A 19,818-nucleotide genomic window follows, 5' to 3' on the forward strand; every position below is an offset into this window, starting at 1 on the left:
TTATTGGAGGTTTAAAATGATGTTAAAAAATTTATTAAAACCCCACTTCACAGTCCAACTCAAAGATAACCAATCTGTTTATGACTTAGTTAAATGGAAAAAAGTAAATGTCCACCTCACAGATCATATGACTGGTAAAGTGCTCGTACATATGACAGACTTAGATTTTCCTGAACACTTTTCGCAATCTGCTTGTGACATCATTGTAAGCAAATATTTTCGTAAAAGTGGTATTCCAACTGATTTGGGATACGAGACCTCCTTTAAACAACTTGTCCATCGTATGGTTAACTTCTGGGTAAATGCTGCTTTAGATGAAGGCCTTATTGACCATTCAAATAAAAATACTTTTTATAATGAGCTAGCCTATATGATGCTTATGCAAATGTGGGCACCCAACAGTCCACAATGGTTTAATACCGGTTTAGCTCTTTCCTACGGTATTAAAGGTGAAGGCCAAGGCCACTACTTCTTTGACCAAACACAAAAATGTGTCGTTAAAGCATCTGACGCCTATACACGTACACAAGGCTCTGCCTGCTTTATTGTAAGTATCAAGGATTCTCTACTTGGTCCTAAATCCCTTACAGATCAACTTACTACTGAAACACGACTATTCAAATATGGCTCTGGAGTAGGTACCAATTGGTCATCTATTCGTGCTGAAGGCGAACTTCTTTCTGGCGGTGGCAAATCTTCTGGTCTTATGAGTTTCTTAAAAGTCTTTGACCGCAATGCCGGTGCTATCAAATCTGGTGGGACAACAAGACGTGCCGCTAAAATGAATGTTCTAGACTTAGAACATCCTGACTCCCTCGAATTTATCAACTGGAAATCAAAAGAAGAAGATAAAGTGATTGCATTAGGTAAGATGGGATATGATACACACTTCGATGGAGAAGCCTACGCTACTGTATCTGGCCAAAATGCTAACAACTCCATCCGTGTTAGTGATAGTTTTATGAATTCTTTAAATGATCCTGAAGCTACATTCTCACAAATTAATCGTGTAGACCACACTATTCATCAAACACTTCCTGCAAAAGATATATGGCAACAAATCACTCATGCAGCTTGGCGTTGTGGTGACCCCGGTATTCAGTTTGATGATACAATTAATGCTTGGCACACTTGTCCTGCTGGCGAAAATGGCAATGCCGATGATCCTAAGAATCGTATACATGCAAGTAATCCATGTTCTGAGTATATGTTCTTAGATGATACAGCTTGTAATCTAGCAAGTATCAACATCCTAAAATTCTATGATATTGATACAGATACTTTTGATATTGAAAGCTACCTTCACTGCATCATGCTTATTCAGCTAGTATTAGAGGCTACTATCCATCATGGTCAGTTCCCAACTCCTGAAATTGCTGAACGTTCTTATCACTTTAGAACAACTGGTTTAGGGCTAACTAATCTAGGTGCACTCTTTATGCTTATGGGGCTTCCATATGATAGTGAAGCCGCTCGTACTATTGGCGCTAGCCTTATGAGCTTACTTACAGGTCAGGCTTATTATATTTCTAGCTTAATGGCTCAAGAAATAGGCCCCTTTACCTACTTTGAGCAAAACAAGCCTTATATGATGCGTGTACTACGCAATCATGCACGTTGCAGTGGATTACAACTTATACAACCTCAATTTGAAGGATTGGGCTATCTCCCACCTACTATCTCTCATTCAGCTTTAGCGAACTTACATCAAAGTACACTTAGCCATGCCTTAAAAGAGGTATGGAATAAAGCCCTTGAATCTGGAGAGACCAATGGATATAGAAATGCCCAGGTATCTGTTTTAGCACCAACGGGTACAATTGCCTTTGCTATGGACTGTGCTACAACTTCATCAGAACCTTTCTTTAGTCATGTAACTTATAAGAAATTAGTAGGTGGAGGCTTTATGGAAATTGTTAATCCCATTCTTCCTCTTACGCTAAAAAAATTAGGTTATAACCAACAAGAAGCTCAAGCAATTATTGACTATATTATGAGAAAAGAAGAACGTGATGGCTATAGCATATTAGTTGATGGAAAAATTGAAGGCGCCCCACACCTTAAGCAAGAACATTATGCTATCTTTGATACCGCTAATAAATGTGGTTCAGGCGTTCGTTATATCTCACCTGAAGCCCATGTTAAAATGATGGCTGCCCTTACACCACATGTATCAGGTGCCATTTCTAAAACAGTAAACTTACCACATGATGCTACTGAACAAGATGTTTCGAATATTTATAGGCTCTCTTTTGAATTAGGTGTGAAGGCTATCGCTCTATATCGAGATGGCTGTAAAGCCTCTCAACCTCTTAGCACAAGTCTTAATACTACTGGTATCAAAAAGTTAGAAGATTTATCATACAATGAGCTTCTAGACTATGTTAAACATCCTGAAAAGCATTACACACCTATTCGCACCAAGCCTACAGGCATTCGTAATGCACATGTACATGAAGCTGAAATTAATGGATTAAAGCTATATATTACAGTATCCTTCTTTGATAATGGAAAACTTGGTGAAATTTATGTATCCGCAGGTAGACAAGGTTCTCTTGTAAAAGGGCTTTTAGATAGTATTTCTACAACTATTTCAGAAATGCTCCAGTATGGTGTACCCGCTCAAGATATTGCTAAAATGTATCGAGGACAAAAGTTCGAGCCTAGTGGCTTTGTAGGAGGACACCCTTATATTAAACGTGTAGATTCTATTTCTGATCTTATTAGCAAGATTATTGATATTGAATTAGGAGACTTTACTTACTGCCAAGTTAAACCAGACTCAGAATCAATCTCTACACGTTCCTACTTATCTGCTAATATATCTTTCCCTCCTACTGCTGAGACTATCAGAACGTCTACTAGCCATTCTGATTTTTCACTAGAAGGTGAGCTTTGCCCAAACTGTGGTAGTACCAAACTCATTAAAAATGGCACATGTAAAGTATGTGCCGAATGTGGTACAACAACTGGCTGTAGTTAATAGTAACATTCTTACAGTTTTTGCATATTTTATATAGTAGGCAGCTTAAGTGACATCATGTTAACATACTTTGTGAAATGGGGCGAGAATAGCATGCGTAATAGAATGCTAGACCAAGAATCTATCCTTGAAACAAAAAAACAACTTGTGCAAGCTATCATTGACGGACAGTATAATTTACAATCAGAAGAAGTGTTATCACTTAGTAGACATTTAGATGAACTTATGCTTCCAGCATTTCAAACGCAACTTGACTTTTATAATGAATATTTAAATTTCTCTCATCCTTTTACGACATAAACTTATACCCCCTTAGGTATAAAATAAATTTAGCCTGCTACTTTTGTAGCAGGCCTTTTTTATTGTTTATATTGTCTTCCTGTATGATCAATTGTATAACCATCTTTTATAATCAACTCAGAAATAGGTACAATCTCATACCCTTTCGCCTTAAGTCCTTTAATAATTTCAGGTAGCGCATCTTTTGTATACTTTGTAGCATTGTGTAATAGCACAATAGAACCAGGTGCTAAGTTCTTATGTTTCAATACACGATCTATCATCTCTTGCTTGCCGTAGTTCTTCCAATCTAAAGAATCTACATCCCATTGAATCGTATAATAACCACATTCTGTAGCTGCTTCTACTACTGTATCATTATATTCTCCATAAGGTGCACGATATAGTATACAGTCTTGTCCTGTTAATTCCTTAATCATATTATGAGCAAATCGAATATCCTTCTTAATATCCTCTTTAGACATATTGGTCACATGAGGATGTCTATCTGAATGGTTAGCTACATCATGACCTGATTCTGCTATTTTTTTTACTGCTTCAGGATTACTTCTCATCCAATCTCCTACCATAAAAAATGTAGCCTTAACCCCCTCTTGATTTAATGTGGCTAGTATATCATCAATATCATCTGCTCCCCATGCACAATCAAATGTTAGTGATACCTTTTTATCATTTGTCGAAACAGAATAAATAGGAAGTAACCTGGCCTGTACTATCACTTGGCTCAATATCATTACGCTAATAAGTATAAAAGTTATAATATGCTTGCGTTTCACTATTCAACCTCCACTCATTTTATATTTTCTTTTTCTTTCCTAGTTTTTTCTATTCTTATAAAATTATTCACATTCTTAAATGCAAGTACTTTTAATTCTCCACAAATTATCTATTTTACTCCCAAAATCTCAATAACTATATATACAAAAAAGAGACCATATTTCCATGATCTCTTCTACTCTCACTTATTAAATTACTCGTTTAATTCCGATGATTGGTTTTCCATAATTTAATTCACCCATTGTAATACCTGTTTTAGGAGTACTTGCATGGATGATTGATCCATTACCTGCATAAATTGCTACGTGATCAATATTTCCATTATAACCATAGAATATAAGATCTCCTGGTAATAAATCATTTTTGCTTACTTTTGTACCATTACTTGCAAATTGTGATCTTGAGCTACGTTGTAAGCTAATATCAAAGTTTTTATATACTTGTTGTACGAATCCTGAGCAATCTGCTCCTTTAGTAAGACTATTACCACCATATACATATGGATTTCCTAAAAATTGCTTTGCATAAGCAATAACTTCTTCACCTAAATATGTTTCTGCTTGTTCTGGCTCTTCTACTGCTGTCTTTGTATAAGGAATTAAACCAAGAGTATCTTCATTGAGCTGATCCTTATATATGTAACCATCAATACCTTCAATTTGGATATGGTACCAATTATCAATTCTTTTTGTTACAAATACTGGTACATCTTTTGCAATAAAGTTAATAATATCTGAATCTGGACTTGGTTCTCTTCTTACTGTTGCCTCATCAACAACAACACATGATACAAGGCCTTCTTTTTTATCTACATTAGTAATTATATTTTCTTCTATGATTTGAGTTCCTAAAACAGCCGATACATTTGACATACTATTAATTGCTGTATTCTTTGTTAATACGAACCCCTCTTCTGTAATAACTTGCTGAGGTGCTACATTTTCTACCGTATTTGCATAAGTACTACTTCCTAATCCGACAATTGATAACATCGTAATACCCATAAATTGTTTGATAGTCATTTGTTACCCCCTATAATTTATATTTATCTATTTAAGTTGTTATATTTATTAAGTAATTGTTACATAATTATTATATGTGTATTATTTATTTTTGTCAAGCTATTGTGGCTACTTTATCCACACTTTTTTTACTCTTAATTGTAAGTTAGTTACTATTTTACAATGTGTTTATATGTTTTATTGTGCATTTACACAACACTTCCATATCTTTTCAATTATTTCTTTCTATCTCACCTCTAAATATCCACATTAAACGACTTGTCCTCTCTATAAAAATAAATAAAAAAAACAGTAAATTTTCATTTACTGTTTTCTTATTTATTACGATTATTTATTTTTCTTTAAAGTCATTACAGAAGTTTTTCCAGCTTCTACTTTTCCTGTTGTACGGTTTTTAAACTCAACTTCATCAGTATTTGTAATAACAAATGGAGATGTAAGTGGTTTACCAAGTTCTTTAACACGTTCAATATCAACCTCTAAAATAGGATCACCTTGTTTAACTGTATCTCCTTCTTCTACAAGTCGTTTGAAACCTTCACCTTTTAAATCAACTGTGTCTATACCAATATGAATAAGTAAATCTAATCCTGATGTGCTTTCAATACCAATGGCATGATTTGTTGGGAAGATTTGTACTACTTTACCATCACATGGTGCTACTACAACTTTTTCTGTTGGAATAATAGCAATACCGTCTCCTACCATTTTTTCTGAGAAAACTGGATCTGGTACTTGTGATAAATCTATTGCTTCACCTGTCATTGGAGAACATAATTCAATACCTTTAAACTTACTGAAGAAACCAAACATAGTAGCCTCCTTAAATTAATCCATTATTTTTATTTAATCTTACTTAAAGAAATAAGCTTTTGAATATCAACAGCCATATAAGCTATTAACCCTTCCTTAAACTGTACTTTTCTCTCTTTCTCTAGATATACAGTTACCATCTGTGCTGCTTTATATGCACCCTTAAGATGTTTTGCTACTTCTTTCTTAATAAGCATTTCTATATCATTATATTTATTTCCATTATCTATATAAAACTTAAGCATAGTATGAAATTCTTTTTTTACACCTTCATGATTTATATCAACATTACATTGTTGGCCTACAATGTGTAAACATTCTTTATAAATTCGTGTCATTTTCATAATTTCAGTAACAGGTTTATTTCTTGTTGCTGAACGTAAATGGAGTGCAATAAAACCTTGTTCTTCTTCACCTAAGTCTATTCCTATTGTTTCATTTATATAATCTCTTGCAATTCCAGCAATCTCAAATTCTTTCTTATATAAATCAATAATCTCTTCTATAAAAGGATTCTCTATAGTAAGGCCCATCCCTAAACGTTCAATCGCAAATTCTATATGCTCTTTAAGCATCTTTTCACTATTCTCATTTAAGGAACCTAGATTTTCTTCTGCAATTTGAATAATTTTATGTGTAACTTGTTTAATCTTACGTGTTAATGCATTCATCTCTTTCAAATCGAGATGTTCTGCATCTGTTGGAAGTTCATGGAATACTTTTTCAATATTAGCATTTTCTTTTATGGTGTCACCTGTCTTCTTGCCAAAACCAATACCTTTACTGACCAAAATAACTTGATCTTGCTCCTGACTTGCCAACACCACATTATTATTAAACACTTTTATGATCTGGTACTCCATCTCTTTACCTCCTACAGATTTAATGATGCCTTAGCTTTCTGTGTATCAACTTGTTGTATTTTCTTTCTTACTTCAAGTACAGAAGGTGCACTTACAGAAAGTTCATCAATTCCCATAGCTAGATATGTTTCTGTTAATGTAGTATCTGCTGCTGATTCTCCACAAATTCCAACCCAAATACCTGCTTTATGAGCATTATCTGCAACCATTTTAATACTTCTTAAAATTGCTAAGTTATGTGTATCATATAAATGAGCAATTTTTGCATTCATACGGTCTACAGCCATTGTATATTGTGTAAGGTCATTTGTTCCAATACTAAAGAAGTCTACCTCTTTTGCTAGTAAGTCTGATACAAGTGCTGCTGCTGGTGTTTCAATCATCATACCTACTTCGATATCTTCACTTACTGCAATACCTTCTGCAAGAAGTTCTTGTTTTGTTTCTTCAAGTACTTTTCTTGCTGCTTTAATTTCATTAACAGTAGCAATCATTGGGAACATAATACCTAATTTACCATGTACACTTGCTCTTAAAAGGGCACGTAATTGTGTTTTGAAAAGTTCTGGTTGATCTAAACATACACGAATTGCACGATATCCTAAGAATGGATTTTCTTCTTTAGGAATATTTAAGTAAGGAAGTTCTTTATCCCCACCTACGTCTAATGTTCTAATAATAACGCGATCTTCCATTGCTTCTAAAACTTTTTTGTAAGCTTCATATTGCATCTCTTCTGTTGGTAATGCTTTACCATCCATGTAAAGGAATTCACTTCTAAATAACCCAACACCTTTTGCATCATTTGCAAGTACGTTCTCGATGTCATCTGGGCTACCAATATTTGCATTAACTTCAATATGAACACCATCAATTGTTACATTTGGAGTTCCAATAAGTTTTTGTAACTCTTCTTTATAGTTTCTGTATTTTTCTTGTTCTAAAGTCCACTCAGCTACCATCTCCTCAGTTGGTTCTGTGTATACTTTACCGTTTTTACCGTCAAGAATAATTATATCATCATTATTGAATTTTGTTAATGCATTTTCCAAACCTACTACCGCTGGAATTTGCATTGTTCTTGCTAGAATAGCAGAATGAGACATCTTTCCACCATCTTCTGTTATAAATCCTAAAACAAATTTTTTGTTCATTTGAATGGTATCAGATGGGAATAAATCTTTTGCTACTAAGATGACAGGTTCTTGAAGGTCTGCTAAAGATACTTCTTTTTCTCCTGTTAAAATCCCAATAAGTCGTTTTGAGATATCGCGAATATCTGCTGCACGTTCTTGTAGGTAAGGATCATCCATGCTTTCAAACATTGCTGCAATAATTACTGCTGCTTCAGATACTGCATAAGCTGCATTATATTTATCTTCAGTAATAAAGTTTACAACTTGATCATTTAAATCTAAGTCTTGTACAAGCATTTGATGTACATCAAAAATACCTGCGTGTTCTTCACCAACTTCTTCAACTGCTTTTGTATATAATACTTGAAGCTCTTTTAACGCTTCTTCTTTTGCTTCTTCAAAACGCTTGATTTCGGCTTCAACATTCTCAATTTTTGTATTTGGAACTTTTGATGTGCCTTGTTTTTTTATGAATACTTTGCCTATAGCTACACCGCTAGAAGCCCCAATTCCATCTAATATCATCTTGTCCACTCCTATATTCTAGTGATTTATTCGAATTCTAGTGATTTGTTTCGATTGTTTCTTTAACTGCTGCTGCTGCTGCTTCTTCATCTGCACCTTCTGCTGTGATTGTAAGTTCATCACCTTGTTTTGCTCCTAAAGAAAGAACTGCTAATAATCTTTTAGCATCTACTGATTTACCATCTTTTTCGATTGTAATTTTAGATGCAAATTCACCTGCTTTTTTAACTACTGCTCCTGCTGGTCTTGCGTGTAATCCTGCTTCACCTTGAATTGTTACAACTAATTGTTTCATAATATATTCCTCCTTCAAATTTTAGACTTACTATCTATATATTTTGCTATGTTTTACCGAGATTTATTACTGAAATTAAAAAAAGGCATAAACAGTATTTTCCCTTATTTAAAAGGAAAAGATAAAGTTTATGCCTGATCGAGTCAGTAACACACTTGTAAACTATATTAATTATCTATAGAGATTATATCTAACATTTTTTTATCTGTCAACATCTACTATATACCATAATTAAAGTATTGCTTTTTTATTTAATTTCACTTAAAAGTTCTGCTGCTGCTTCCTCATCTAAAACAACTTTAACATCTTTGTGGAATTGTAAAATTGAAGCTGGTACACGTGGGTCAACTTTACCTAAAAGCATTTCTCTAAGAATTGTAGCTTTTCCACTACCACTTGCTAAAAGTAAGATACTTTTAGCTGTCATAATTGTACCAATTCCCATTGTAATAGCTTGTGTTGGAACTTCATCAATTGAGTTAAAGAATCTAGCATTATCTTGAATTGTTCTTTCATCTAATGTTACTTGGTGTGTAATTGGTTCAAATATATCACTTGGTTCATTAAAACCAATATGACCATTTCCGCCAATACCTAATACTTGAATATCTACACCACCTGTAGCACGTACAAGCTCATCATAAGCTTTACCTTCTGCTTCACAGTTAGCTGCCATTCCATTTGGAATATGAGTATTATTGATATTGATATCTACATGATTGAATAAATTATCTTTCATGAAGTAATCATAACTTTGGTCATTTGTTTTTTCAATTGGATAGTACTCATCTAAGTTATAAGCTGAAACTTCTTTGAAACTAATTTCACCTTTTTTGTTCATTTCAATAAGCTCTTTATACATCCCAACTGGTGTACCACCTGTAGCAAGACCTAAGTTAGCTGCTGGTTTTACTTTTAAAAATTCTGCAATAATCTCAGCACCTTTTTTACTCATTTCATCATAGTTTTTAGTAACATAGATTGTCATGTTGTTGATCTTAATTGTTTTCATAGATTGTTTTCCCCCTATTGATTACATGGTAAATGTTAATTTCATCATCAAAAAGAATAATATCTGCATCTTTTCCTGTATCAAGCGTACCTTTAAAAGTATCTACACCTATTGTTTTCGCTGGATTAATTGTTGCAAATTCAATAGCTTTTTCAACACCATATTCTGTATGTTCGATTACATTTTTAAGTGCTACATTAAGACGAAGAATACTACCTGCTAATGTACCATCTTCAAGACGTGCACTGCCATCTTTTACAAATACAGCTTGTCCACCTAAAGCGTACTGTCCTTCTTTGCAACCACCTGCACACATACAATCTGTAACAAGTACAAATTTATCTGGAGCTTTAGCCTTGATTACAAGTGGGTATAACCCTTTGTTGACATGGATTGTGTCACAAATCATCTCACAGCTTACTTTTTCAGATGCTAATGCTGCACCTACTACCCCTGGATTACGATGGTGTAATGGTGTCATTGCGTTGAAAAGATGTGTTGTATGTGTAATACCTGCATCAATTCCTTCCATTGCTTGATCAAAATCTGCCATTGTATGTCCCATAGATAAAGTAATACCTGTATTCTTAGAAATTTCTTCAATAAATGCTTTTGCTCCTTCTACCTCTGGTGCAACTGTAATAAGTCTTACAATATCTTGATAGCTTTTTACAAACTCAATTGCTTCTGTGTTAGGTTGTTGAATATACTTGCCATTTTGGGCTCCTTTAAAAGCTTCATTAATATAAGGACCTTCCATGTGTACACCTAATACTTCAGCACCTTCACTACCTTCTGCTTTTACTACTCTACATGCTTCTAGCGCTGTTGCAATTTCTTCTCTTGACATTGTCATGGTTGTAGGTAAAAAACTGGTTACACCATTTTTAGCAATTCCTTTTGCGATTGTACGTATAGCATCTTCTGTACCATCCATAGTATCTTTTGTATCATAACCATGGATATGAACATCAATAAAACCAGGTGCAATAAATCTACCTTCTGCATCAATTTGTTCTGCATCTGCTGGGATTTCATTTAGATCAACTATACCTACTATTTTTTGTTCAAATAACAGTGCCTTCCCTTCTATTATTTGTCCATCAAATAGAATTTTTCCATTTACTATAGCTTTCATTGTACCCCTCCTTCTACATACTTTTAGGCACTTATTAATAAGTGCCTAAAAGTAACTATAACATTATTGTTACTCTAACTATCAAATTAGTCAAGAACTTCTACAATAATTTCTTTGTTATTTGTAATAAAGTCATTAGATAACCATAATTTATTAAGCTTCATCACATCATCATAAATTCCCTCTTGCACTTCTCCATTAACTTTAAAGACACGTCCAGCTGCCTTATTATCAGTGTTTTGATTATTAGAGTACTTAATTGTTAAGTAACTTTCCCTAACTTTAATAGTGAACTCTGTTGTTTCAAATGGTATATTTTTCGATGGTTGAATCCAAATACCTTTGTACTGTGGCTCTATACCAAAAACAAATCTAATGAATGTTTTAAGAACAACGTTTGAACTGCCTGTTTGCCAATCTTGCATAGATTCACCATCAATTTGCTTCTCTTCATTGAAACCGTATGAATTAGGCATAACGTATGGCGATACAGACACTGTTTCATGTGTAAATGGTAAGCATTTTGAAAGTTCTTCCCAAGCACGATCTGTTTCACCCATTCTAAAGAGTGACATAACCCCAAATGTACTTGCATGGATGTACGCTGCACCATTTTCTGCTGTACCTTTTGGTAAGTTTGGAATACGTCCTACACCTGGTGTACCTTTTTCAAAGTGTGGTTCAAATGTTTTAAGACCATATTTAGAGCCTAAACGATCATATGCAGAAAGTATAGTATCTTTAATACTCATATCTTTATCATACATTCCCGCAAGTACCCAGAATGCATTTGATGTAATACCATCACGTGATTGATGATCAGGGTCATCAAAGCTTCCTACAAAGTAGCTTCTTTCATCTCCCCATCCATGCACTAGACGGGTTTCGCCTGCTTCATTTTGAATAATTGCATATTTAACAAGACCTTCTTCAATCTCTGCCATTGCTTGTTTGTATTCAGCAATTTTATCTGCATACTTATCTGCTCCTAAGATTTCAAGAAGTTCAATCATCTCATGACAGTTTTGGTAAACTTGAAGTGTAGCCATGACAGATACACCTGTACCATATTCACGGTCCTTACGTTTACTTACACCAAGTCCATCAAGAGCATCATTCCAATCACCATAAAGGGCACATACACATTTTGTGTATTCATGATCACGGTTTGTAAGAAGGTAGTGCATAATATCAAATAAATGATCTAAGACTGAACTTGTCTTATCTGATTTTTTAGCTAGATGTGCTTTGTCATTTACAAAGTCATAATACCCACATGTTTCATCTAAGAAGTTGAAATCTTGTGTAAAGCGAAGATAAGTTGCAATCGTTGAAATCACCCATACACCTTGATCAATGAATGGTCTAAGGTCCATATTAGGTGTATCCCCTTCAAATCTTGGAAGAGAATATTGTCTTGGGCAACGTCCATCTGGTTGTACAAAGTTAAGTGCTTCTAACATCTTTGCTCTTGCTACTTCTGGTTCATAGAATACTAGACCTTCAAGGGCTTGGAATACATCACGAATCCCAATAAGTGAGAAGCTAGAAAGTTGGATATAACCTTTAATAACTGAGCAGAACTCAACTTGTTTTTTGAGATGTTCAAAGAATGCGTTAAATACTTCTTCTTTGATTTCACCATGAAGACGTTTACCAAACTCAGCTTTCATCGTTTCTCCGTGTTTTGCCTCGGCATCAATAATTGTAGCTTCAGCATTGTCAATCACTTCTGGTGTTGGTACTTCTTTAATAGCTACTTCCATATCCTCATCTTCAAAACAGTATGTCATAACTATATCTTCACGTATATGCGCTTTTCCCTCTAACTCTAAATGCAGCATATCAGCAGCTACTGATACTTCTGTAAATGTTGCAACTTTCTTAGTGTTCTCACCAAATGTTCCTCTGTAAAGTGATGCTGGTGTATGAAGTGAACTTCTCACACCCCCTACATAATCATTACGTGATGCTGTTTCTTCAGTTTTTACAAGTGCTGCCCCTTCACTTAATGTAAGGTTTCTTGTAAATACACCATAGTTTGGAGCCATTGCCCCTCTATCTCTCTCTTCATAAACTTCAATCAAGAAGTTATCAAGGTTTTGTCCTTCGTTTGCAGGAAGTACTGTACATTGTCTAAACCAACGGTTTTCTGCCCCCTCCATCACTGCATTCTTCAAGAATGGATTAAAGTATGATGATATAAAGAATTCTTTTTTCTCATCTGTATTATTTGTTGCTGATATTGTATAGTACATTTTTTTATCAGCATCTACAAAAGTACGGATAGCAAAAGTAATCCCTTCTGCCTCTGTTACATAATAGGCACTTGCTTTTGTGAAGACAGTATATCTTTCTGTTTGGACTTGTTCATCCATAACTGGTACTGAAAGAATAGGAATAACTTTATACCCTTCCTCTCCTTTAAATCCTGCAAAGAAAGCAATTTTGGGTTCTTGCCCCTCAGATGCTCTTAAATAAGGTGAGAAAAGCCCTTCATTACAATGAAGATAGCCTGATGCATATACCCAATAGTTAAATCCATTTTGTCCAAATGGATATCTACAATCTCCATCCTCTCTTGGAATAGCTAAAATATTGTTATCTTCAATAAAGTAAGCCTTCCCTGGCATCGCTTTTTCCTTCGCCACAATAGGATTATTTTGCAAAGTATGATATTCTGCTACATATTTATTAACATTATTAAAAAAGCTCATTTTATTCACCTCTCGTCTATTTTTTATACATACAAGTAGCCACTTGTAAACCCTGTTTACAAAGTGGCCCCTGTCAGAAGTTTATTCAAATAATTGTTTTGCTGGATTAAATTCAAAGTCTCCATCACCGAAGACTGCTTCTACTAATGCATTAAGTGTAACTTGTGTTAACCCACCGGTAACAATAACATAGTCACAATACTCTGCTAACGGTTTTGCATCTTCTGGACTTCTTGTTGCTACTCCAATAATTTTCTTTGTTGGGCAGAAGTCACGGATATATTTAATTGTTTCAATTTGTTCTTCAAAGCAATAAGCATTTACTGTTGTAAAGATGACAAAGTCAGAAATAATTGCAATATCACCTACAGATACCATTTCCATGTGTGTTGGTCTCCATGGCATAATTACTTCTTTTGTATTATTGTGGTAACCATGTTTCTTAACTGTTTCTTCAATAGAGAGTTTATCATAAAGGTTAATCGCATCACTCATAACAAGACGTGCTGGATTTCCAAAGATAATCCCTAACTTTTGCTTTTCATCTAATTTCACTGGGAAGTCAGCTTTTTCCCCTTTATAAAGAATAAGAGACTTCTTAGCAATCTCATAAGCGATTTCATCACCTTTTGCTTTATCAAATTCTTTTTCTTCTGGGAATGTTCCACAGTTATATGTTGCTTTATATTCTAGTACTTTAAGACATGCTTCATTAATACGTTCTTCTGAGATTGTACCATTTTGTACACATTCTTCCATGAAATCAACATACCATTCACCTGCACATGTAGACATGAGAAGATCACAACCAGCATTCATAGCTTCTACTAATGGCTGTCTTTCTCCATATGCATCAAGTACTGCTTTCATAATAAGGTCATCTGTAACGATAAGCCCTTTAAATCCAAGGTCATTTCTTAAGTAATCCACTACCTTTTTAGACATTGAAGCTGGTTTCTCCCCATCAAGTGGTGGGAAAATACCATGGTGCATCATGACACAACCAAGGCCATTAGCAATTGCTTTTTTGTATGGTGCAAGTTCTACTTCCTCAAGACGTTTCATATCTCCTGGATGTACGTCCATCTTAAAGTGTGTATCTTCTTGTGTTAAACGCATACCTGGGAAGTGTTTACCACATGCAGCAATGCCATTTTCTTCAAGACCTTTAATAAATCCTGTTCCCATATCTGCAACAACATTTGGTTTACTTGAATACATACGATTATCTACTACTGGTACACCATTTACTCTATCATAGCTTACATCTAATACTGGTGCATAACATACATCGATACCCGCATATTGTAACTCTTTCGCAACATGTGCACCTTGTTTATAAGCCATCTCTTCATCATTTGCAAACCCCATTGCCATGTTACCTGGGAACATGGTTGTTCCTTGATGAATAGCTGTAAGTTGTCCACCTTCTTGGTCAATAGTAAGAAGGATTGGTATACCAAAACGATTTTCTTGTGCATGAGCTTGAATACGTTTGTTCATTTCACGGAATTGTTCAAGGCTTCTTACGTTATTTCCGGAGAAAAAGATGATTCCACCTAATTCTGTACGTTTATTCATTTCAATAAGAGACTCTGGAAGATCCTCATACCCTTGATAATATTGAAGAAATGTTTGTCCGATTTTTTCACGGAGTGTCATTTGACTAAAGACTTCTTGTACGTTAAACATGTTTTCCTCCTAAATAGATAAAATATATTCTATTTTACCACTATATCTATCAAAATTACTATATATATTTCTTTTTATTACCTAACATTACTTAACAAGTTTAAGACAATCCCCCTGGGGGTAATAGGGGATTGCCTTAAAACTTATAATCCTAAGAAATCAAGCATTGTTTTACTAATTGCTTCTGCTTCTGCTTTAGTTGACATTTCTGCAAATACACGAATAAGAGGTTCTGTACCTGAGAAACGTGCAATAATCCATCCTCCATTTTCAAAGTAAACCTTACATCCGTCTTCATAGCTTACTTTTGCAACTGGAGTATTGAATGTAGGAAGTTTCTTTTCATGGAATAATAATTCTACTAACTCATCTTTCTTAGCATGTGAGAAACGACAATCTGCTTCTGTCATAACAAAGTCACCAAATTCATGATGAATTTCATCAAGCATCTCTCCAAGACGTTTACCTGTTACACACATCATTTCTACAAGTAAACCAGCCGCAAAGATACCATCCTTACCTTTAATATGACCACGAATTGTAAGACCACCACTACTTTCTCCGCCAATTACTGCATCTGTTTCATCCATTTTAGCTGAAATATGTTTAAACCCTACTGGAACCTCATAACATTTCTCACCAAAGCGCTCAGCAATAGCATCTAAGAGATGTGTTGTAGCAATATTTCTTACTACCCCACCTTGCCATCCTTTGTACTTAAGAAGATAGTAGTATAATAATGCCATAATATCATTTGGATGTATGTAATCACCCTTTTCATCAATAATACCAAGTCTATCAGCATCACCATCTGTACCAATACCAATGTCATATTTCTTTTCAACAACCATATTTGCAAGTCTACTAAGTGTTACTGCACTTGGTGAAGGAAGTCTTCCTCCAAATGTTGTATCATGACGATCATGGATAACATCTACTTCACAGCGACAACTAATAAGAAGTGCCTGAAGAGAATTCTTAGATACTCCAAACATTGGGTCTACAAGTACCTTAAGTTCTTTTTCACGAATTGCTTCTACATTCAGCATGCCTAAAATAGTATCAATATACTCATTGAAAGGATTTACTTCTTTGATAATACCTTTTTCTTTAGCCTCATCATAATCCATATGTTGTACATCTTCTTTTGTAAGAGTCGCAATGATTGCTTCAACTTTTTCTGTTACTTCTTCTGTTGCGTCACGCCCACCAAGTGTAAAGATTTTAATTCCATTATAATCAGCTGGGTTATGGCTAGCGGTAATAGCCATACCATAATGATTGCCACGAGTTTTTGCATAGTACATAATTAGAGGAGTAGGAGAAATTTTATTAATAATTTGAACCGGTATATTGTTTCCTGCCATAACTTCACTTACCCATATTGCAGATCTTTCTGATAGGAAACGTCTATCATATCCCACTACTAATCCTTTTTCAGTTACATTTTCTGACTTCATAATATTAGCTACAGCTTGCGCTACAAGTAAAACATTATCTTTAATAAAATCCTCACCGATGATAGCTCTCCAGCCACCTGTACCAAATTTAATCATTATGTTTCTCTCCTTTTTGGTTACTTAATATTGCGTAACACTTCCCCAAGTTTTACATCATCCTTTTACAGCACCAGCTGTAAGCCCTTTGATAATGTACTTTTGTAAGAATAAGTATACTATAAGTACCGGTACTACTACTAGTATTACTGAAGCACACATTAAGCCATAATCTGTACCATATTGTGATCTAATTGTATCAAGTAATGCACAGATTGGACGTACTTGTGTTTTACGAATAATAACTTTTTGCATAAATAAGTCATTGTATGACCATAGGAATGTAAAGATTGCAACTGTTGCAAATGAAGGTTTTGAAATTGGAACAACAATTTTCCAGAAGATTTGCCATGCTCCACAGCCTTCTACTACTGCTGCTTCTTCAAGTTCCATAGGTATAGTAGACATGAATCCTACCATAATCGTAATGGCAAATGCTAAGTTACCTGCTATTTGAGGTAAGATAACACCAAGATGAGTATTTGTAAGACCTGCATTATAAAGCATTGTAAATACTGGAACGATTGTTGCAAATGCAGGGAATAATAATGCTGCCATTACCATTGAATGAATAACTAACTTACCTTTAAAATTGTACCTCGCTAAAATATATGATGCAAGACCACCAAATAGCATTACTCCAACTACTACTGTACCTGAAATAATTAAACTATTCATATACGCTCTTCCAATATTCATACGTTCAAAAGCTGTTATATAGTTTGTAATGACTGGTTCTTTTACAAGACTAAATGAGTCAATTAAGATTGTTCCTTTTAATTTAAAAGAGTTATTAAGAACCCAAACTAATGGGAAAATTGTCGTACTCGCCCAAAGTAAAAGTATAATATGAATAAATACTTTTCCTATTGAGAACTGTTCTATTGGCCCAGAGCTCTTTTTGAGTTTAAGATCCTTTGCCTTAACGGTAGCTAAGTCTTTGGCCATAACCACACCCCTCTCCTTTATCATTTTCATTTTCTATAATTCTTCTTCTTTTAAGAACTTATTAACTAAAAGAGATATACCAAGACCAAGTACTACAATCAGTACAGCAATAGCACATCCATAACCAACTCGGTACGCTTCATAAACCATATTGTATTGATAAGTACCTAACAAGTAACTTTTCCCACTAGGTACCCCTTTAGGTGCTATAGTCCATGCCAAGTCAAAGATCTTTAGTGCACCTGTTATAACAAGAATCAAACTTGATTTAAGTACTCCTTTAATAAGAGGAATCGTAATGTAAATTGTCTTTTTAATACCTGTAATACCATCAAGGTAAGCAGATTCATAAATATCTTCTGGAATTGCTGAAATACCTGTTAACACAAGAACAAAATAGAAGCCTACATATTGCCAAATTGTTGGAATTGCAATCATATAGATTGCTGAAGCTTCTGTCATCCAAAGTACTTTATCTCCGCCAAATTTCATGATTAGTTGATTGAATAACCCAATATTATAATCATAGAAAAGTACGAACATAAGACCAATTGCTGTTGCAGAGATAACTACTGGGAAGAAGAATACAGTTCTATAGAATTTTGCACCTCTTCTAATACCATCTACAAATAGTGCAAACAATGCACCTAAACCTAATTCAAACACTACACAAAGTATCATCATGATGAAGGTATTCTTAATAGCTGTGTGAATATTAACATCACGTATTAACTCAGCGTAATTCCCCCACCCAATGAATGTTTTGTTGATTCCTGCCAAGTCAGTGATATTGTAGGCACTATTTGCTACACTCATTAAAAATGGAATGTATAAGAAACCTACTAAGAATAAGATTGCTGGAAATAAAAATAATACTATAATTTTCTTGTCCTTATAAATCACTTAAAAGCCCCCTTTCTTATTTTGCATATATCTTGTTACTTACTTATCCCTTAGTACAAAATGTACGAAATGTCAGTAAGTTCTTAACTTGATTTAATTATATCACTATAAATATACAGTTTGAATATGCCTATCTTGCTGTTTATTGTTTAAATTTGCTCATACTTTTGTGTTTTATTTATTCTTATAATTTTATCTAAGGATAAGCTAGATACATTGCATCATATCTTAACTAGAATACTTCACAAAATATAAAAAAGGCTAAATTCAACTTATCTATTAGATAGTGCCTTTAGCCTTTTCTTTTTCCCTATTTTATTAATTCTTGCTAATACATTTTGTTACGATATTCATTAGGTGTAATTTGTGTAATTTTCTTAAAGATCTTAGAAAAATATGCTGTATCTGTATATCCTACATACTCTGCAATCTCATAAACTTTCATATTGCTTTCCACCAAAAGTTTTTTGGCATTTTCAACACGTGCACTATTTAATAAATCTACAAAATTAGTTCCTGTTTGTTTCTTAATCACTTTGCTTAGATGCCATGTACTTACAAAGAGTTCATCTGCTATTGTTTGTAAATCTAGCTTTTGATTATAATGTTTATTAATATATTCTATTGCCTGCTTTACTAGATATTGTGGTTTATCTAGCTCTTCATTTTCATTATTTATCTCAACTACTTCTGTTACTGCTACCTCTTCTACGGCTACTTCTATTTCAGCTCTATCTCTTTTATGTGGATTTTGTTTAATTTGGGTTACTGCTGCTGTAATTGCTTCTTTAATCTCATCTAACTTAGAAGGTTTAAGTAAAAATCTTAATACACCTAAGCGAATAGCTTGTTGTGCATACTCAAATTCACGAAATCCTGTTAAAATAATAATCTGTACCTCCTGATTAATACTCTTCATCTCATCTATCATTTCTAACCCATTTTTCTTCGGCATACGTATGTCTGATATAATAATATCTGGATTATATTGAATAAGTTTTTCTATGCCCTCCTCACCATTTTGGGCTTCACCTATTAATTCACACCCTAGTTCTTTCCACGGAATAACCTGTCTCATACCTTCTCTAATAAATACTTCATCATCAATAATCAATACTTTATACAATTTCCTTCCCCC

The 19,818-nt window shown here is 34.2% G+C and carries 16 protein-coding genes; 2 read left to right on the forward strand and 14 right to left on the reverse strand.

Translation table 11 applies throughout. The annotated features are described in order from the left end of the window. The first annotated feature begins 19 nt into the window (after positions 1-19). Together PBV87_RS22105 and PBV87_RS22110 are read left to right on the forward strand one after the other, a co-directional pair. Positions 20-2,983, forward strand: a complete 2,964-nt coding sequence (locus PBV87_RS22105) for a vitamin B12-dependent ribonucleotide reductase (RefSeq protein WP_271013779.1) — start codon at positions 20-22, stop codon at positions 2,981-2,983. A gap of 93 nt (positions 2,984-3,076) precedes the next feature. Next, positions 3,077-3,283: an aspartyl-phosphate phosphatase Spo0E family protein gene (locus PBV87_RS22110; RefSeq protein ID WP_053982663.1), complete on the forward strand. Its 207-nt coding sequence runs from the start codon at positions 3,077-3,079 to the stop codon at positions 3,281-3,283. 59 nt (positions 3,284-3,342) lie between these two features. Here PBV87_RS22110 and PBV87_RS22115 read toward each other — a convergent pair whose 3' ends face one another. The 14 genes from PBV87_RS22115 to PBV87_RS22180 all read right to left on the reverse strand — a co-directional run bounded on the left by PBV87_RS22115 (position 3,343) and on the right by PBV87_RS22180 (position 19,806). Beyond that, positions 3,343-4,059 carry a polysaccharide deacetylase family protein gene (locus PBV87_RS22115; protein WP_271013780.1) on the reverse strand — a complete coding sequence of 239 codons (717 nt, stop codon included), beginning with the start codon at positions 4,057-4,059 and terminating at the stop codon, positions 3,343-3,345. Positions 4,060-4,248: 189 nt separating this feature from the next. Beyond that, complete coding sequence (locus PBV87_RS22120) at positions 4,249-5,082, reverse strand: NlpC/P60 family protein (protein WP_053982665.1); 834 nt, start codon at positions 5,080-5,082, stop codon at positions 4,249-4,251. 327 nt (positions 5,083-5,409) lie between these two features. Continuing rightward, positions 5,410-5,895: a PTS sugar transporter subunit IIA gene (locus PBV87_RS22125; protein ID WP_053982666.1), complete on the reverse strand. Its 486-nt coding sequence runs from the start codon at positions 5,893-5,895 to the stop codon at positions 5,410-5,412. A gap of 29 nt (positions 5,896-5,924) precedes the next feature. Continuing rightward, positions 5,925-6,758, reverse strand: coding sequence for a PRD domain-containing protein (locus PBV87_RS22130; RefSeq protein ID WP_053982667.1), 834 nt, complete (start codon positions 6,756-6,758; stop codon positions 5,925-5,927). An 11-nt stretch (positions 6,759-6,769) separates the two neighbouring features. Further along, positions 6,770-8,419 carry a phosphoenolpyruvate--protein phosphotransferase gene (gene ptsP / locus PBV87_RS22135; protein ID WP_271013781.1) on the reverse strand — a complete coding sequence of 550 codons (1,650 nt, stop codon included), beginning with the start codon at positions 8,417-8,419 and terminating at the stop codon, positions 6,770-6,772. 37 nt (positions 8,420-8,456) lie between these two features. Next, entirely contained in the window at positions 8,457-8,714 is a 258-nt protein-coding gene (locus PBV87_RS22140; protein ID WP_271013782.1) for an HPr family phosphocarrier protein, read from the reverse strand. Between the two features lie 247 nt (positions 8,715-8,961). Beyond that, positions 8,962-9,702, reverse strand: a complete 741-nt coding sequence (gene nagB / locus PBV87_RS22145; protein WP_053982792.1) for a glucosamine-6-phosphate deaminase — start codon at positions 9,700-9,702, stop codon at positions 8,962-8,964. A gap of 10 nt (positions 9,703-9,712) precedes the next feature. After that, a complete protein-coding gene (gene nagA, locus PBV87_RS22150) occupies positions 9,713-10,864 on the reverse strand; it encodes an N-acetylglucosamine-6-phosphate deacetylase (RefSeq protein ID WP_053982670.1) in 1,152 nt (383 codons plus the stop codon). Positions 10,865-10,950: 86 nt separating this feature from the next. Then, positions 10,951-13,581: a GH36-type glycosyl hydrolase domain-containing protein gene (locus PBV87_RS22155; protein WP_271013783.1), complete on the reverse strand. Its 2,631-nt coding sequence runs from the start codon at positions 13,579-13,581 to the stop codon at positions 10,951-10,953. Between the two features lie 81 nt (positions 13,582-13,662). Then, complete coding sequence (locus PBV87_RS22160) at positions 13,663-15,273, reverse strand: glycoside hydrolase family 3 protein (protein WP_271013784.1); 1,611 nt, start codon at positions 15,271-15,273, stop codon at positions 13,663-13,665. Between the two features lie 143 nt (positions 15,274-15,416). Then, positions 15,417-16,829, reverse strand: coding sequence for a phosphoglucomutase/phosphomannomutase family protein (locus PBV87_RS22165; protein WP_053982673.1), 1,413 nt, complete (start codon positions 16,827-16,829; stop codon positions 15,417-15,419). 57 nt (positions 16,830-16,886) lie between these two features. After that, the gene (locus tag PBV87_RS22170; RefSeq protein ID WP_053982674.1) at positions 16,887-17,777 is read right to left on the reverse strand and encodes a carbohydrate ABC transporter permease; all 891 of its coding nucleotides are present in this window, start codon (positions 17,775-17,777) and stop codon (positions 16,887-16,889) included. Positions 17,778-17,810: 33 nt separating this feature from the next. Then, positions 17,811-18,680, reverse strand: coding sequence for a carbohydrate ABC transporter permease (locus PBV87_RS22175; RefSeq protein ID WP_271013785.1), 870 nt, complete (start codon positions 18,678-18,680; stop codon positions 17,811-17,813). Between the two features lie 328 nt (positions 18,681-19,008). After that, complete coding sequence (locus PBV87_RS22180; RefSeq protein ID WP_271013786.1) at positions 19,009-19,806, reverse strand: response regulator transcription factor; 798 nt, start codon at positions 19,804-19,806, stop codon at positions 19,009-19,011. Positions 19,807-19,818: the final 12 nt, after the last annotated feature.

It is taken from the genome of Holtiella tumoricola (assembly GCF_027857615.1).
Classification (GTDB): Bacteria; Bacillota; Clostridia; order Lachnospirales; family Cellulosilyticaceae; genus Holtiella; species Holtiella tumoricola.

Bases quoted from the DNA above. Each gene is read 5' to 3' on its own strand.
- PBV87_RS22105 (WP_271013779.1), top strand. From the start codon at position 20: ATGTTAAAAAATTTATTAAAACCCCACTTCACAGTCCAACTCAAAGAT.
- PBV87_RS22110 (WP_053982663.1), top strand. From the start codon at position 3,077: ATGCGTAATAGAATGCTAGACCAAGAATCTATCCTTGAAACAAAAAAA.
- PBV87_RS22120 (WP_053982665.1), bottom strand. From the start codon at position 5,082: ATGACTATCAAACAATTTATGGGTATTACGATGTTATCAATTGTCGGA.
- PBV87_RS22125 (WP_053982666.1), bottom strand. From the start codon at position 5,895: ATGTTTGGTTTCTTCAGTAAGTTTAAAGGTATTGAATTATGTTCTCCA.
- PBV87_RS22130 (WP_053982667.1), bottom strand. From the start codon at position 6,758: ATGGAGTACCAGATCATAAAAGTGTTTAATAATAATGTGGTGTTGGCA.
- ptsP (WP_271013781.1), bottom strand. From the start codon at position 8,419: ATGATATTAGATGGAATTGGGGCTTCTAGCGGTGTAGCTATAGGCAAA.
- PBV87_RS22140 (WP_271013782.1), bottom strand. From the start codon at position 8,714: ATGAAACAATTAGTTGTAACAATTCAAGGTGAAGCAGGATTACACGCA.
- nagB (WP_053982792.1), bottom strand. From the start codon at position 9,702: ATGACAATCTATGTTACTAAAAACTATGATGAAATGAGTAAAAAAGGT.
- nagA (WP_053982670.1), bottom strand. From the start codon at position 10,864: ATGAAAGCTATAGTAAATGGAAAAATTCTATTTGATGGACAAATAATA.
- PBV87_RS22155 (WP_271013783.1), bottom strand. From the start codon at position 13,581: ATGAGCTTTTTTAATAATGTTAATAAATATGTAGCAGAATATCATACT.
- PBV87_RS22160 (WP_271013784.1), bottom strand. From the start codon at position 15,273: ATGTTTAACGTACAAGAAGTCTTTAGTCAAATGACACTCCGTGAAAAA.
- PBV87_RS22165 (WP_053982673.1), bottom strand. From the start codon at position 16,829: ATGATTAAATTTGGTACAGGTGGCTGGAGAGCTATCATCGGTGAGGAT.
- PBV87_RS22170 (WP_053982674.1), bottom strand. From the start codon at position 17,777: ATGGCCAAAGACTTAGCTACCGTTAAGGCAAAGGATCTTAAACTCAAA.